Origin of the sequence: Vibrio sp. N418 (genome assembly GCF_000222565.1) — a bacterium.
GTDB lineage: Bacteria > Pseudomonadota > Gammaproteobacteria > Enterobacterales > Vibrionaceae > Vibrio > Vibrio scophthalmi.
Map to the genome: position 1 here is coordinate 25,958 of NZ_AFWD01000064.1, position 17,075 is coordinate 43,032.

Consider the following 17,075-nt stretch of genomic DNA (forward strand, 5'->3'; position numbering starts at 1 on the left):
ACCAAATTGGTATCTGTTTCGCCTTATATCGTAGCTGCAAGGAAGCCTCTATGTTCAAAAATAAGCACATTATCATTGCGCTGTTAGTCGCCCCAATTCTTTCTATTCTTGCTTACGTGGGGACCGATCTCGCCCTGAGCGAAAAGCCACACGCAGCCAAAGAAGGCACAGATTACAAACTGGTTAGCAAATCCAACTGTCGCTATACCAGTGGCTTATGTGATATGGCCAATGGTGAGTTTAAAGTGAAATTTCGTTCAGAAAGTCTGACGAACGATCAACTTGAGTTGTCGCTGACAGCCAGTTTCCCTCTCGAAGGCGTCAAACTGTCTGTGGTTGATAATCAAGATCAAATGGGCACACCAACCGATATGAAAATGGCAAACAGTAACGGTAAGCTATGGTCAATTACGCTCCCCGCCCCGGCCTCAGCTGAGAGTTGGTTACGGGTAGCGATTCAATCCGATGGCGTGCTCTATTACGGTGATACACAAATGGCCTTCATCAAGTATGAAACGCTGCTAAGCGAATCAAACTAACTCAGCCATCTTTCCCACCAATCAGCTTATGCGGAGCGATTTAATATCGCCCGCAGCTTCAATGGCTTGACCGGCTTAGGGATAAAACTAAAGCCATTCGATTTAATACCATCCAACATATCCGCAGTACGATCGGCACTGATGATCACGCCAACAAAGCTATCACCGAGCCGCAAGCGACATTGCTGCAGCACTTCCAATCCCGTCCGGCCATGATCAAGTCGATAGTCCGACAAGATTACGTCTGGGATCCAGCTTTCGTCGATGGCTTGCAAACTGCCGACAATATCCGTTGCGGTGCGCACATTGCATCCCCAACGTGCTAACAGTTGATCCATTCCGATCAAGATCTCCGGCTCATTATCGACGCACAGAACATTGAGATGACTGAGATCCGATACAGCTTGCGGCGAAACAACTGTTAATTGTGGAGCCACTGACTTTGCGCGTTTAAGCGTGATCGAAAAGACGCTGCCTTTACCCGGCCACGAACGCATCGCGATTTGATGACCTAGCACATTAGCGATGCCTTTGGAGATTGCTAGCCCTAACCCTAAGCCTTGATCTGAGCGCACCTGGCTTCCACGGTTAAACTCTTCGAAGATTTCTTGCTGCTTATCTTCATCAATGCCCATTCCGTTGTCCCAAACTTCAATTCGTACGTGCTCGCCAGCACGGCGCACACCTAACAAGACTTTGCCTTGTGGGCTGTAACGGAACGCATTGGTTAAAAAGTTCTGTATCACTCGGCGCAGCAACTTAGGATCGGATTGCACCAACTGCTGACTCGGAAAGAGGCTAAAATCTATTTTTTGCTGTTTTGCTAGCGCACTAAATTCCGCATTGAGATTAGACAACACATCATTAATCGCAAAACCGTGAACATTGACGTCCAACTTGCCTGACTCCAAACGCGATATATCGAGTAAATCACCAATCAAATCTTCTGCCGCTTCTAGCGCACTTTCAATATGCGTGGCTAACTGCTTGCTTTCACTCTCTTTAGCCACTTCCGATAGCGAAGAAGCAAATAAACGTGCCGCGTTTAAAGGCTGCATCAAGTCATGACTCACTGCCGCGAGAAAACGAGATTTGGACTGTGACTCATGCTCTGAACGCTGCGTCGCCGTGACCAACTGCTTATTCAAGCGTTCCAATTCTTGCGTCCGTACCAACACGCGTTCTTCTAAGGTTTCGTTGGCTTCTTTGAGCGCTCGCTCGGCATCTCGGAAGACCGTGATATCGGTAAAACTCATCACAAAGCCGCCACCGGGCATAGGGTTGCCTTGCACTTCAATCACACGCCCGTCCGCACGAACTCGTGAGGAGGTATGCCGTGAACCTTGTTCCAAATGGTAAATACGTCGGCGAACATGATCTTCTGGATCGCCAGGGCCACATAACCCTTGCTGTGCATTGTGACGGATCACATCGGCAATCGGCCTGCCCACTTGGATCAAACCGACAGGGAATTCAAATTGCTCTAAATAGCGTTGATTCCATGCCACCAGCCGCAACTGTTTATCGACGACGGCAATTCCTTGGCCAATATGTTCAATCGCTCCTTGCAGTAATCCCCGACTAAAATCATACAGCTCTGATGCTTCATCGACGATAGTGGCCACTTCTTCAAGTTGCATGTTGCGACCTTGCAAGGCAGAAGTAAGTACTAACTTAGCTGATGATGCGCCAAATACCCCAGCCAACACGCGCTCTGTATGGCGAATCAAACTCGATGGCGCTTGCTGATTAGGCATCAAGGTTTCGCGCTGTTGCCCCCAAAACTGCTGAAAAGCAGAGCGAACCCGTGCGCGGCCAACAAAACGTGACGCCAACATCTCTAATTCTGCCACCGTAACACGGCTTTGATAGAGGCTGATATTTTCACTTTCTGGTAATGGCGAACCAATAAAGGACGCCGACTGCAGTCGCTCACTTAAACTTGCGCGGGTGATAGACGAAACAAACACATAGCATAAGGTGTTCAAAACCAAGCTGAGCACAATGCCCCAATCGGAGTTTTGAATACCCATATTGGCTAAGTATTGTGGCGGCTCAATAATCCACAGCAGTAAGTTGGTATGACTGTCGCCTGCCAACATATCGGTTGCGCTCATCAAGGTGATTAACCACAAGGTAAAACCAAACAATAAGCCAACATACACCCCTTTGCGATTGCCTTGTCGCCAATACATTCCACCGAGTAACGCGGGAGCAAATTGGCTAATCGCCGCAAAGGAAAGAAAACCTATTGCCGAGAGTGAATGAATGTTACCGAGCACTTGGTAGAAGCCCCATGCGCCTAGAAGTAACAATAAAATTAAGCCACGACGAATCACCAGCAGTAATCCCGAGAACTGACGGTGATCACGTTGAGTCAGTTTCATCCGACGCAGTAACAATGGCATCACCAGATCATTCGACACCATGATAGCCAAAGCGATAGTCGAAACAATTACCATGCCGCTGGCCGCTGAGGTCCCACCTAAAAAGGCCAATAAAGCCATATCCGTCGCGCCAACCGACATCGGCAAACTAATCACATAGGTATCAGGGCTTACACCGCCTAACAACGCCTGGCCAACCCAAGCGACAGGGAGTACGAATAGCCCCATTAAGACAAGATAGAGGGGGAATAGCCAACGCGCTGTATGCAGATCTTGCGCGCGTTCATTTTCCACCACCATGGTATGAAACTGACGCGGTAGACACAAAATCGCCATCATGGTCAAAAAGGTATGAATGACTAACGTGGCGATATTCGGCGATTGATAAGTTTGTGCTGCGACATCCATTAAAACAATATCGTCACGATTGAGGGCAAGAAATAAAATGAAGCAGCCAACCACCAAAAAGGCCACCAGCTTAATCACCGATTCAAACGCAATCGCCATCATCATACCGCGATGGTGTTCGGTATTATCGATATGACGTGTACCAAACAGCATGGTAAAGACAGCTAAAGCAATCACCACAAACCATGACACATCAAAAATGCCCCACTGACCTTGCGATTGCAATTCAGGCGCAATCACTTCCAACCCCATGGTGATACCACGCAACTGCAAAGCGATATAAGGTAAAATACCCACCACCGCAATTAAGGTTATCACGACAGCTAAGCCTTGCGACTTACCATAGCGCGCCGCAATAAAATCAGCAATCGAGGTAATATGCTCACGTTTGGCGACCAAAATCAGCCGAGCGAGAACACGCCAGCCAAAGGTAAACACCAGAATAGGCGCAAGATAGATTGGCAGGAAAGACCATGGATTATTGCTCGCTTGCCCCACCGTGCCGTAAAAAGTCCAAGAAGTGCAGTAGACGGCTATCGATAAGCTATAAATCCACGGTCGCCATTTGGCTAACCACTTATTTTGCTTATCGCCATACCAAGCAATTAAAAACAGTAACCCGAGATACATCAGTGATACGGGAATCACTAGCCATCCTTGCATGCGATATCCTTTATTTACAAATAAGCTTATAAAAAAACCTCTCCGAGGAGAGGTTCATTAAACAAACTGTATGATTAAATATCAATCAGTTGAGGCTAATTCTGTGCTTCAGACTCCGCTTTCCATGCCTGACCGTCCTGGCTATTCAACTTGGTTGGCTCAAGTTTGACAAACAGCGCCACTACGCCCATGGCAGCCATTGCCCAGAAGACATTCGCCCCCCAGTTTTCATATCCCCAACCGCTTAATGCAGTCATCAGCGCAATAAATGCCCCAAGAGGAATTGCATTGTAAAGAGCCTGCAACGCCACCATTTTACGTTCTTCTTGACCTTGAATGTATTGAATCGCTGCAATGTGCGCCATGGCAAATGTCACCCCATGTAACACCTGAATCGCAACCAGAGCGAGCAATACCGTTGTCGAAGCCGTTAAGCCCCAACGTACCGTCACACCAAGCGCTGCGACCACAAACAACATACGTAGTGACCAACCGGCAAACATACGCTTACTCAACGCAAACACGGCAACTTCAGAGGCAACCCCTAAGCTCCATAGATAACCAATGATCTCCTCTGAGTAGCCAGCCCCTTTCCAATAAATGGTACTAAAACTGTAATAGGCCGCATGGCTGCCTTGGATCAAAGCCACTAAAACTAAAAATTTCACCACTGCACTATCACGCAGCAGTTCGGTCAATTTTGGTCGTTCTGCTTGTGACTCTGACGTGGTGACTGGCATTGGATTGGTCTTGCGCATTCCAAGTACCAAGGCGACAAAGATACCTGCCAGCGCGGTATATAAGATCATATCGGTGCCATAACGAGCCACCAGCATACCCACAACGGTAGAGCCGGCGATAAACGCCAATGAACCCCAAAGACGAGTACGACCATAATCGAGCATTTTCAAACGCGAATAGTAGTTGGCCATCGCATCAGACAACGGAATAATCGGTCCAAGGCATGAGTTGAATGCAACTGTGGCTAACGCCATTAACCAGAAATTTCCGCCCGTGAAAAAGTGAAAACCAACAAATAATAGAGCGGCGAAAGTCAACCAACGTAACGCAGGCATTAAGTGCTCAACTTTATGCAAGCGCGGCGTGATCACCATATTCGCCACGCAACGAGTAGCAAAACCGATCCCGACTAGCAGGCCAATATCCGTTGGTGATACACCTTGCTCTTCAAACCACAACGCCCAAAATGGCAAATAGACACCATAAGCAAAAAAGAAACCAATGAAATACTGGGATATCCAGCCATAAGGAGTGGGGGTAAACATGAAAACCTCAAAAATAACAATATGATCTGACACTATTATCTAATGAGCGTAGAGGAATAAAAAGGGAATATTATTTGCGCACTCTTTTCCGCATTGATGGCAGTCCGAATAGGGCAAGCATGCAAGCGCTTCGACCAAAGTCGTCTGGTGAAAATAGCGAAATTTGTCACACTGAGAGTACAGTCTAGTGTGCTTGCAAGGTCTCTTATGCCCGAAAAACTCAACATGCAATCAGCCCCGTTTAATCGGCTCACGCCCGCTCAACAGCAAATATTGCGCAGCTCTTTGGATGTCGCCTATTTCCGTGCGCGTGATACTATTTTGCACCACGGTAATGCTAGTGCTCATCTGCATATTTTGATCAAGGGCGCGGTTGAGGAGCAATCACCACACAATAACGAAATCTACGCTCACTATACCAACGACGATTTGTTTGACGTACGTTCACTGCTTGAAGGGCAGAGTCGTCACAACTACATCGCTCTTGAAGATACCCTCTCTTATCTGCTACCCAAGCAGGTGTTTTTAGATCTCTATAATCAAAATGGTCAATTTGCGGCTTATTTCGATAATAATCTCGCCAAGCGACAAGCCTTACTTGATGCGGCACAACAACAGCAAAATTTAGCCGAATTCATTCTCACTAAAGTCGACAATGACATCTATCATCCTCCATTGATCTTAGCGCACGACCTTCCTCTGGATGACGTAACTAAAATTCTCAAAGACAATGCACTTGATGCCGCACTGATCACCTTAGCAGCCGATGATCCCCGCCTGACAAATAGCACAAATAAAATGCCTTACGGCATCATTACGCGCACCAACATGCTGCACGCCGTGATGCTGGATCGTCAGCCTCTCAATACGCCAGTGGGCAAAGTGGCGACCTTTCCTGTCATGCACATTGATGAAGATGACTTTCTCTTCAATGCCATGATGACCATGACACGTAACCGTATGAAGCGCTTAATGGTATGGGATGGCAAGAACCCCGTTGGCATGCTCGACATGACGCAAATACTCAGTGCCTTTTCAACCCATTCTCATGTCTTAACTCTCAGTATTGCGCGAGCGAGCAGTGTTGATGAACTAGCGATCGCCTCTAATCGTCAACGTCAATTAGTGGATAGCTTACTCAGCAATGGCATTCGCACACGTTTCATTATGGAACTGATCTCGGCAGTCAATGAACAAATCATAGAGAAAGCCTTTGAACTGATTGTTCCTCCCGCCTTGCATGATCACTGCTGCTTGATCGTACTGGGCTCAGAAGGCCGAGGTGAACAGATTCTCAAAACCGACCAAGACAACGCCTTGATTCTTAAAGATGGGCTTGAGTGGCAACAATGCAGTGCCATCATGAACAAGCTCACTCATACCCTTCAGCAACTAGGTTACCCTCTCTGCCCCGGCAATGTGATGGTCAATAACCCTGCATGGGTAAAAAGCCAAGTCGAATGGCAGGAAACGATCTCTTGCTGGTCAAAAGCCTCCAGTCCAGAACAGGTAATGAAACTGGCGATCATGGCCGATGCACACGCTGTAGCTGGCAACCGTGAACTGCTGGTACCGATAAGTGAACACTTACATCAAATCATGTTTAATAACATGCTGACCTTACAAGAATTTACTCGTCCAGCCTTACAGTTTTCATTGCCATTGACCTTGTTTGGTAACGTAAAAAGTGACAAGCAAGGGCTGGATGTAAAAAGTGGCGGTATCTTCCCAATCGTGCATGGCATTCGCACTCTAGCGCTTGAATATCACATCACCGCTAGCAACACTTTTGCCCGCATTGACGCTCTGGCAAAGAAAAATATTCTGGAACCAGATACTGCTGATAACCTCACCGAAGCACTCAGGCTGTTTTTTAAGCTGCGCCTTAACCAACAGTTAGATAATCAACATAGCCATAACCGCATTGACCTCAAACAGTTGGAAAGAAGTGAACGAGATTTGCTGCGGCATAGCTTTCATGTGGTGAAGAAATTTAAACAATTTCTTGGCTATCATTATCAAATAAGAGATTAAGGAGAGTGCGATGAATTGGTTACAACGCCGCTATTGGCACTACAAGTTAAAAGGATCGCCTTTCCAGTCTTACTTTGGCCCCGTGGTAAAAGGCGAATTTGTCTCGCTGGATTGTGAAACCACCAGCCTCGATCCTAAACGGGCAGAACTGGTCACCATCGCGGCGACGAAGATCATCGATAATCGCATCATCACCAGCCAGCCGTTTGAAGTCCGTCTGCGCGCGCCCCAGTCACTCGATTCTGGTTCAGTACGCATTCACCGTATGCGGCATAAAGATCTCGAAGATGGCCTTGATGAAAAACAAGCGCTACTCAAGTTACTTGAATTTATTGGCAACCGGCCAGTGGTGGGCTATCACATTCGCTACGACAAAAAGATTCTTGATATTGCTTGTCGTAAACAGCTTGGTTTTCCATTGCCGAACCCATTAATTGAAGTGAGTCAGATCTATCACGACAAATTGGAGCAGCATTTACCTAATGCCTACTTCGACTTAAGTTTAGATGCGATCTGCAAGCATCTCGATCTTCCGCAGCAAAACAAGCATGACGCCTTACAAGACGCGATATCTGCGGCATTAGTGTTTGTACGCTTAACCAAAGGAGATCTGCCAAGTCTAAGCTTTCCTTATCAGCAATAATCCACAGAATGCGGCCAATGCCGCATCTCATCCCTTAAATCTTACCACCCAAGCGGCTTCCTCATCCTAAAGTCTAATTGTAGAAATAGCCGCAGTGATTGAAAGTTATAGCATTGCTGTTTGTCAGGTATTTTTTGGTTCGCTGCCGCAAGCCTGACGAAATAGAGATGTAACCTTTGGCATCTACCCTACTAACACCAAAGGAAGCACAAAAATTCACAAGGAGAGAAGCAATGAGTGAAGCCCACATTTATCCGGTAAAAGAGAATATCAAAGCAACCACACATGCGGATAATGAGACCTACCTTGCCATGTACCAACAGTCTGTTTCTGATCCAGAAGGCTTTTGGGGTGAACACGGCAAAATAGTGGATTGGATTAAACCATTCACCCAAGTGAAAAGTACCTCTTTCGATACTGGCCACGTCGATATTCGTTGGTTCGAAGATGGCACACTCAACGTTTCTGCCAACTGTATTGACCGTCACCTTGCCGAGCGCGGTGATGAGGTCGCGATTATCTGGGAAGGCGATGACCCTGCAGATGACAAAACACTGACTTTTAATCAGCTCCACAAAGAAGTGTGCCAATTTTCTAATGCGCTGAAAGAGCAAGGTGTACGTAAAGGCGATGTCGTTTGTCTCTACATGCCAATGGTACCGGAAGCAGCCGTTGCCATGCTCGCCTGTACCCGTATTGGTGCTGTTCATACCGTCGTCTTCGGTGGTTTCTCACCAGAAGCACTCTCTGGCCGTATTATCGATTCAGATGCGAAAGTGGTCGTGACTGCCGATGAAGGCGTCCGTGGTGGCCGTGCTGTCCCATTGAAGAAAAATGTCGATGAGGCACTGACTAACCCAGAAGTAAAAACCATTTCTAAAGTGATCGTCTTCCAGCGTACTGGCGGTGATATTGATTGGCATGAACATCGTGATGTTTGGTGGCACGAAGCCACAGCGAACGTTTCAGAACAATGTCCACCAGAAGAAATGAAAGCAGAAGACCCACTGTTTATTCTTTACACTTCAGGCTCAACTGGCAAACCTAAAGGTGTACTACACACCACCGGTGGCTACCTTGTTTACGCCACAATGACGTTTAAGTATGTGTTTGACTACCAAGAAGGCGAAACCTTCTGGTGTACGGCGGATGTAGGCTGGATTACTGGCCACACTTACCTTATTTATGGGCCGCTGGCTAACGGTGCTAAAACCATTCTCTTTGAAGGTGTGCCAAACTATCCAAAAACCAATCGCATGAGCGAAGTGGTTGATAAGCATCAGGTCAACATTCTTTACACCGCCCCAACCGCGATTCGTGCGCTGATGGCAAAAGGCACTGAAGCAGTTGATGGTACATCACGTTCAAGCCTTCGTATCATGGGCTCTGTTGGCGAGCCGATCAACCCAGAAGCATGGGAGTGGTACTACAAAACGATTGGTAACGAGAATTCTCCGATCGTCGATACATGGTGGCAAACCGAAACGGGCGGCATTCTGATCGCACCACTACCAGGGGCAACCGATCTTAAGCCAGGTTCCGCTACGCTACCGTTCTTTGGTGTACAACCGGCCCTAGTCGATAACATGGGCAACATCATCGAAGAGACCGCTGCAGAAGGCAACCTTGTCATTCTCGATTCATGGCCAGGCCAAATGCGCACCGTTTATGGCGACCATGAGCGCTTTGAGCAAACCTACTTCTCAACCTTTAAAGGTATGTACTTCACCAGTGATGGCGCGCGTCGTGACGAAGATGGTTATTACTGGATCACTGGCCGTGTTGATGACGTTCTTAACGTCTCCGGTCACCGCATGGGGACAGCAGAAGTGGAATCCGCACTCGTTGCGCACCATAAGATAGCTGAAGCCGCGATCGTCGGGATTCCACACGATATCAAAGGCCAAGCCATTTACGCTTACATCACACTGAATGATGGTGAATACCCATCAGCAGAATTGCACAAAGAAGTGAAGGATTGGGTACGTAAAGAGATTGGGCCGATTGCGACACCAGATGTACTGCATTGGACTGATTCACTGCCAAAAACACGTTCAGGCAAAATCATGCGACGTATTCTGCGTAAAATTGCCGCTGGCGATACCAGTAACTTAGGCGATACATCAACACTCGCCGATCCGGGTGTGGTTGATAAGCTGATTGCGGAAAAAGCGGAATTAGCTTAAACCCATAGCGTAATTCCCCCTCTCAATACCAGAGCCGCCTCATTTGGCGGTTCTTTTTTTTTGCATTCATCCCATCAATGGCACTAAACCTTGTCGAGCAACACCGCGTTTATGTTACCTCTGTAGCACTTTCAAAAGAGCAACATCAGTGATTAGACCAGTAAATTGCTGCTAATTGCTGTGAATTAGCTATAATCTTTGACGATTTTTTAAAAATCTCGCGATTGCTACTGAAAAATCGTGATGATTTATCGTATATTTGGGAATATGTAAGTTCCACTCACGATAAAGGAAGATGTCAGCACAATGTCAGCAAAGTCACGAATTCTACTTCTGAATGGCCCAAACCTTAATCTTTTGGGATTGCGCGAGCCCGGACACTATGGCTCACAGACACTTGAACAGATCGTTACGACCTTGGCTGAGCAGGCCAAGCAAGCCGATGTTGAATTTGAACATCTCCAAAGCAATCGTGAGTATGAGTTAATCGAAGCTATCCACGCCGCTTATAATAACGTGGATTTTATTTTGATTAACCCTGCGGCATTCACGCACACCAGCGTTGCGTTGCGCGACGCACTATTAGGTGTCGCGATCCCATTTATAGAAATACATTTGTCCAATGTGCACGCACGAGAACCATTCCGCCATCACTCCTATTTGTCTGATAAAGCACAAGGGGTCATTTGCGGTTTAGGCGCACAAGGCTATGAATTCGCTCTGTCGGCAGCAATCAAACACCTGCAGGCAAAGTAACCTAACACTCTGCGACCCTAACGGGTTGTCTTACTCACAAGATAAAGAGAAAGATAAAGATGGATATCCGTAAAATTAAGAAACTGATTGAACTAGTTGAAGAATCTGGCATTGCTGAACTAGAGATCTCTGAAGGTGAAGAATCGGTACGCATCAGTCGCCACGGCGCAGCACCTGTTCATGCTCCAATTCAATACGCAGCAGCACCTGCACCTGTTGCCGCTCCTGCGGTAGCGCCTGCAGCACCTGTTGCAGCGGCAGAAGTTGCAGCACCTGCAGCTCCAGCAGCTCCAGCGGGTCACCAAGTTCTTTCTCCAATGGTGGGTACATTCTACCGTTCACCAAGCCCTGAATCTAAATCATTCATCGAAGTCGGCCAAAGCGTTAACGCTGGCGACACGATCTGTATCGTTGAAGCGATGAAAATGATGAACCAAATCGAAGCAGACAAGTCTGGCGTTGTTACGGCAATCCTAGTTGAAGACGGCCAAACGGTTGAATTTGACCAGCCACTAGTTGTAATCGAATAATCGAGGCTGAAGCTATGCTAGATAAATTAGTCATCGCGAACCGAGGCGAAATCGCACTTCGCATCCTTCGCGCATGTAAAGAGCTCGGCATCAAAACGGTCGCAGTACACTCTACTGCAGACCGCGATCTTAAGCATGTCTTGCTAGCAGATGAATCTATCTGTATTGGCCCTGCACGCGGTATTGATAGCTACCTGAACATTCCTCGTATCATTTCAGCAGCTGAAGTGACGGGCGCGGTAGCCATCCACCCTGGTTACGGTTTCCTTTCAGAGAATGCTGACTTCGCAGAACAAGTAGAGCGCAGCGGCTTTATCTTTGTTGGCCCTAAAGCTGATACCATTCGCATGATGGGTGACAAAGTGTCAGCGATCAATGCGATGAAAAAAGCGGGCGTACCCTGTGTACCAGGTTCTGACGGTCCTCTAGACAACGATGAAGTGAAGAACAAAGCGCATGCCAAGCGCATTGGTTACCCAGTTATCATCAAAGCGTCTGGCGGCGGCGGCGGTCGTGGTATGCGTGTGGTTCGCAGCGAAGCGGAACTAACACAATCTATCGCTATGACGCGCGCAGAAGCAAAAGCAGCGTTCAACAACGATGTGGTTTACATGGAGAAATTCCTAGAAAACCCTCGTCACGTTGAAGTTCAAGTGATTGCTGATGGCCAAGGCGGCGCAATCCACCTAGGCGAGCGCGACTGTTCCATGCAGCGTCGTCACCAGAAAGTGGTTGAAGAAGCTCCAGCACCAGGCATCACTGAAGAAATGCGTAAGTACATCGGTGAACGCTGTACTCGTGCCTGTATTGAGATCGGTTACCGCGGTGCAGGTACTTTCGAATTCTTATATGAGAATGGCGAATTCTACTTCATCGAGATGAACACCCGTATCCAAGTAGAACACCCAGTAACTGAAATGGTGACTGGTGTTGATTTGATCAAAGAGCAACTTCGTGTTGCTGCAGGTCAACCACTATCATTTACTCAAGATGATATTAAGATCCGTGGCCATGCAATCGAGTGTCGTATCAATGCGGAAGATCCGGTTCGTTTCCTACCTTCTCCAGGTAAGATTGAACGTTTCCATGCACCTGGCGGCATGGGCGTGCGTTGGGAATCTCACATTTACAGTGGTTACACAGTACCACCTCACTACGATTCAATGATTGGTAAACTGATCACTTATGGTGAGAACCGTGATGTAGCAATTGCACGAATGAAAAATGCCCTTGGCGAGATGATCGTTGAAGGCATCAAAACTAACGTGCCGCTACAGATCTCAATCATGAACGACGAAAACTTCCAACACGGTGGTGCTAACATTCACTACCTAGAGAAGAAGCTCGGCTTGCAATAATTCGTTCGCAGAATTGAGCAAAATGCCCACATTACGTGGGCATTTCTATTTCTGGCTGCTACACTCTGCGCCAATATTCGATCACCCACGTTAAGAGTACCGACTCATGCCTTGGATTCAAATCAAACTCAATGCGACCAAAGAAAACGCCGAAATGGTCAGCGACATGCTTATGGAAGAGACTGGCGCACTATCTGTTACCTTCTTAGATGCAAAAGATACGCCTATCTTTGAACCTCTTCCTGGCGAAACTCGCTTATGGGGTGATATCGATATCCTCGCACTGTACGACGCCGAAGCGGATACCCAGTTTATCCTCAGCCAAATTAAAGCAAGTGGCATGCTTGCTGAAGGTTTTGCGCACAAAGTAGAGCAACTTGAAGATAAAGACTGGGAACGTGAATGGATGGATAACTTCCACCCAATGAAGTTTGGTGAGCGCCTGTGGATCTGCCCAAGCTGGCGTGATGTTCCGGATCCAGAAGCGGTGAACGTTCTACTTGATCCAGGCCTAGCATTTGGTACTGGCACCCACCCAACCACAGCGCTTTGCTTAGAGTGGCTTGAAAGTATCGATCTTGCAGGTAAAACCGTAATCGATTTCGGTTGTGGCTCTGGCATCCTAGCGATCGCAGCGATCAAACTGGGCGCAGAAAAAGTTATCGGGATCGACATTGATCCTCAAGCTCTTGTGGCGTCTAAAGACAACGCAGAGCGCAATGGTGTGGCTGAACAGCTGCATGTATACCTTCCTCAAGATCAACCTGAGAACATGATTGCTGACGTCGTTGTGGCTAATATTCTGGCAGCACCACTACGTGAACTTTCACCAATCATTAAAGGTCTGGTTAAGCCAAACGGCTTGTTGGCAATGTCGGGGGTTTTAGACACTCAAGCAGAAGATGTCGCGAACTATTACCGTGACGAGCTTCACATCGATCCAATAAAAGCCCAAACAGAGTGGTGTCGCATCTCTGGTCGCAAGCAAGGCTAGACAAGGTTTTTAACCTTAATTGTTTGAATTTTATACGAATTAACAAAACAATTTGGTAATGCTCAAATAATAGTCTTTTCACGCAGTGAAAAAATGCGTAAAATGCGCGCCCTTGCTGGTACAGAACTGTGAAGACGTTTTGAAAATAGGTAATTATCAACTCAAGAACAAACTAATCGTCGCTCCAATGGCGGGGGTTACGGATAGACCGTTTCGTGAGTTGTGTCTCCGCTATGGTGCGGGAATGGCTGTCAGTGAAATGATGTCCTCTAATCCAAAGCTATGGAATACGGCCAAATCAAAACAGCGAATGGTACACGAAGGCGAATCGGGCATTCGATCGGTACAAATCGCAGGCTCTGATCCCCAGTTAATGGCTGAAGCAGCTCAATTCAGTGTTGAGAACGGTGCGCAAATCATCGATATCAATATGGGTTGCCCAGCAAAAAAAGTGAATAAGAAGCTAGCCGGCTCTGCACTGCTTCAACATCCAGAGATCATTAAAGATATTCTGAATGCCGTTGTGAGTGCGGTCGACGTTCCTGTGACGTTGAAAACCCGTACTGGCTGGGACACAGAGAATAAAAACTGTGTCTACATCGCTAAATTAGCCGAAGACTGCGGCATTCAAGCTCTTGCGCTGCATGGCAGAACAAAAGCGTGTATGTACAAAGGTGAGGCCGAATACGACAGCATCAAAGCGGTAAAACAAGCAATCTCTATCCCGGTTATCGCTAACGGTGACATCGATAGCCCAGAGAAAGCTAAATTTGTACTGGATTATACCGGTGCAGACGCTTTGATGATTGGACGCCCTGCCCAGGGTCGTCCGTGGATTTTCCAGGAAATCCAACACTATTTGGAAAACGGCACCGAGATGCCTGAGCTACCAATTTTGGAAGTGAAAGGTATTTTGCTTGGTCATGTGAATGCTTTACATGAGTTTTATGGAGAGTATTTAGGCCCTCGCATCGCTCGCAAGCATGTGGGTTGGTACCTGAAAGAGCATGAGCAAGCCGTCGAGTTTCGCCGTACCTTCAATGCCATTGATCTTGCGCAAGCGCAAATCGATGCATTAGAAGGTTATTTTGATAACGTTGCACCATAATTACGAGAAGAGCTAGACCGAATATGTTCGAACAAAATCTAACTTCAGAAGCATTAACAGTAACTACAGTAACTTCACAAGATCAAATCACGCAAAAGCCACTACGTGATTCTGTTAAAGCGTCTCTTAAAAACTATCTTGCTCAATTAAACGGCCAAGAAGTTACAGAACTATACGAATTAGTTCTAGCTGAAGTAGAACAGCCACTACTAGACACCATCATGCAGTACACTCGCGGTAACCAAACTCGCGCAGCAACTATGATGGGCATCAACCGCGGTACTCTTCGTAAGAAACTGAAAAAATACGGCATGAACTAATCTCTGATTAGTTTAGCGATTAAGAGGCCATGCTACTTGTTAGCATGGCCTTTTCTTTATCTACTCACCTGGATTTCAGAGAACCTCAAACACCGGTTCGTCATTCTCTTCCGCAAAAGATACTCCGATCGCAACTTGAACTATTTCTTTAAAAATAAAGATTTACATTCAATACCATCAAATTGCCTTATCACTTTTTTTGGTTACAATACGTAATTGCTTATTGAATTGGATAAAGGCCTATAATGGTTTCACATCGCGAGAAATGGTTGGATTTTTTACTAAATTCATTGCCTGATCACGTCTTTATCCTTGACCCAAACGGACGCTATATCGATAGCTATGGCGGTAGCCATTATGCTCCGGGTTTCGATGCCAAACGCTATATCGATCTCTGCCTCGACCAAATTTTTTCCGCAGCCAAAGCGGCGGAAATGCAGGGTTATATTGATCAGGTCATCCACCAGCAAAAAACACTAGTGGTGCGCTATAGCGTACAACTGCAAGATCATCTCTTGCTCTCTATTGATGACATTCAAAATTTTGAGTTACCTGAAGAGAGTTGGTTTGAAGCGATTATCAATTACGTCCAGCCAAGCGCTCGTAACCACGCTGCACAAGTGATGTGGTCGGTACGCAATATCACTAAGGCACATCAACTAGAGAAAGAGCTTAAAAAGCTATCAGAAACTGATGAGTTAACTGGCGTACTCAACCGCCGCGCATTCATGCTAGAGCTAGAGCAAGACTTCCAGCAGCAAAGCGCGGACAATGCTCATCTAACCTGTCTGATGGTCGACATTGATCACTTTAAAGATATCAATGATATGGTCGGTCACCTTTCTGGGGATCTTGTCATCACTCAGGTTGCGACGATTTGCAAAAACGTCATTCGTGGTAGTGATTATATTGGCCGTTTAGGCGGGGAAGAGTTTGGTATCATTTTGTCTCATACCAACGCGATTCAAGCATTTGACATTGCAGAACGTATCCGTCTATCAATCAATAGCACGCCATGCCATGTCGATGGCCATGAGATCTATCCGACGGTCAGCATTGGTATTGCCGAACTTAATAGTGACAGCCAATCCGTCAAAGCACTGCTCGTTGAAGCAGACAAAGCAATGTACTACTCCAAGCGTACTGGCCGCGATCAGGTCACCATCTACCACCCTAACCTACCGGATCTAAAAACGCACTCCACGTCCAAAGCTCGCATCTTAAAAGCGTCTTAGGCCTCTTTATGCTCCTTTTGGCAGCAATGTGACTCTTCGCTCGCGAGAGCACCTAAAATAGAGCAGTGACTGGCGTTATCATCAATATGGCCACAACAGGCATCGTTAATCTTTTTCAATGCACTGCGGATACGCTTTAACTCCGCAATCTTTTGATCAATCACGTCTAATTTAGCGGTCGTGATCGCTTTAACTTCTGCACAACTATGTTCTGTTGCTTCAAGTTTGATTTCCAACAGCTCTTTAATCTCATCTAGGCTCAAACCCAGCTCTTTGGCTTTCAGAATAAAGGTCACTTGTTTTTGGTTTTCTTCGTTATACAAGCGATAACCAGAATCACTGCGGCCGGCTGGTTTAATCAAACTATTTTTCTCATAAAAACGCAGCGTATCTGCACTAACACCACAACGTTTTGCTAATTCACCGATCTGAAACATAACTTCCCTTATTAACGTTCTAATTACTTTTATGACTAAAGATGCTGGATTTTACAATTATTTTTGAGATGCCAAACGATTGCGCAAGCTTTTTTGTAATAAATTAGTTAGAATGTGCGCCATCAAATTCGGAGTCTACATTCGCTCTCGATATGGAAAAGGTCTTTACCAAAGCTGGCCAATATTTTACT

The 17,075-nt window shown here is 46.6% G+C and carries 14 protein-coding genes; 11 read left to right on the forward strand and 3 right to left on the reverse strand.

What is annotated here, in order from left to right:
* Positions 1-50: 50 nt before the first annotated feature.
* Positions 51-539, forward strand: coding sequence for a hypothetical protein (locus tag RH86_RS14295; protein WP_009386820.1), 489 nt, complete (start codon positions 51-53; stop codon positions 537-539).
* A 26-nt stretch (positions 540-565) separates the two neighbouring features.
* Here RH86_RS14295 and RH86_RS14300 read toward each other — a convergent pair whose 3' ends face one another.
* Positions 566-3,997: a NahK/ErcS family hybrid sensor histidine kinase/response regulator gene (locus tag RH86_RS14300; protein WP_009386821.1), complete on the reverse strand. Its 3,432-nt coding sequence runs from the start codon at positions 3,995-3,997 to the stop codon at positions 566-568.
* 95 nt (positions 3,998-4,092) lie between these two features.
* Entirely contained in the window at positions 4,093-5,283 is a 1,191-nt protein-coding gene (locus RH86_RS14305; RefSeq protein WP_009386822.1) for a 3-phenylpropionate MFS transporter, read from the reverse strand.
* A gap of 207 nt (positions 5,284-5,490) precedes the next feature.
* On the opposite strand from RH86_RS14305, the gene RH86_RS14310 reads away from it, so the two are divergent.
* The 10 genes from RH86_RS14310 to RH86_RS14355 all read left to right on the forward strand — a co-directional run bounded on the left by RH86_RS14310 (position 5,491) and on the right by RH86_RS14355 (position 16,447).
* Positions 5,491-7,317: a DUF294 nucleotidyltransferase-like domain-containing protein gene (locus tag RH86_RS14310; protein WP_009386823.1), complete on the forward strand. Its 1,827-nt coding sequence runs from the start codon at positions 5,491-5,493 to the stop codon at positions 7,315-7,317.
* Between the two features lie 10 nt (positions 7,318-7,327).
* Positions 7,328-7,960, forward strand: a complete 633-nt coding sequence (locus RH86_RS14315) for a 3'-5' exonuclease (protein ID WP_009386824.1) — start codon at positions 7,328-7,330, stop codon at positions 7,958-7,960.
* Positions 7,961-8,193: 233 nt separating this feature from the next.
* A complete protein-coding gene (acs, locus tag RH86_RS14320; RefSeq protein WP_005594843.1) occupies positions 8,194-10,146 on the forward strand; it encodes an acetate--CoA ligase in 1,953 nt (650 codons plus the stop codon).
* A 306-nt stretch (positions 10,147-10,452) separates the two neighbouring features.
* Entirely contained in the window at positions 10,453-10,902 is a 450-nt protein-coding gene (gene aroQ, locus RH86_RS14325) for a type II 3-dehydroquinate dehydratase (RefSeq protein WP_005594842.1), read from the forward strand.
* Between the two features lie 59 nt (positions 10,903-10,961).
* A complete protein-coding gene (gene accB, locus RH86_RS14330) occupies positions 10,962-11,432 on the forward strand; it encodes an acetyl-CoA carboxylase biotin carboxyl carrier protein (RefSeq protein ID WP_009386825.1) in 471 nt (156 codons plus the stop codon).
* 14 nt (positions 11,433-11,446) lie between these two features.
* Positions 11,447-12,790: an acetyl-CoA carboxylase biotin carboxylase subunit gene (gene accC / locus RH86_RS14335; protein WP_005594839.1), complete on the forward strand. Its 1,344-nt coding sequence runs from the start codon at positions 11,447-11,449 to the stop codon at positions 12,788-12,790.
* Between the two features lie 106 nt (positions 12,791-12,896).
* Complete coding sequence (prmA, locus tag RH86_RS14340) at positions 12,897-13,784, forward strand: 50S ribosomal protein L11 methyltransferase (protein ID WP_009386826.1); 888 nt, start codon at positions 12,897-12,899, stop codon at positions 13,782-13,784.
* Positions 13,785-13,923: 139 nt separating this feature from the next.
* Complete coding sequence (gene dusB, locus RH86_RS14345) at positions 13,924-14,892, forward strand: tRNA dihydrouridine synthase DusB (protein WP_005594836.1); 969 nt, start codon at positions 13,924-13,926, stop codon at positions 14,890-14,892.
* A gap of 23 nt (positions 14,893-14,915) precedes the next feature.
* Positions 14,916-15,212, forward strand: coding sequence for a DNA-binding transcriptional regulator Fis (gene fis, locus RH86_RS14350; protein WP_000462885.1), 297 nt, complete (start codon positions 14,916-14,918; stop codon positions 15,210-15,212).
* A 245-nt stretch (positions 15,213-15,457) separates the two neighbouring features.
* Positions 15,458-16,447 (forward strand): sensor domain-containing diguanylate cyclase, encoded by a 990-nt coding sequence (locus tag RH86_RS14355; protein ID WP_009386827.1) that lies wholly within the window; start codon positions 15,458-15,460, stop codon positions 16,445-16,447.
* Here RH86_RS14355 and zntR read toward each other — a convergent pair.
* Entirely contained in the window at positions 16,444-16,884 is a 441-nt protein-coding gene (gene zntR, locus RH86_RS14360; protein ID WP_005594832.1) for a Zn(2+)-responsive transcriptional regulator, read from the reverse strand. The two genes, RH86_RS14355 and zntR, sit on opposite strands and share 4 nt — an antisense overlap.
* Positions 16,885-17,075: the final 191 nt, after the last annotated feature.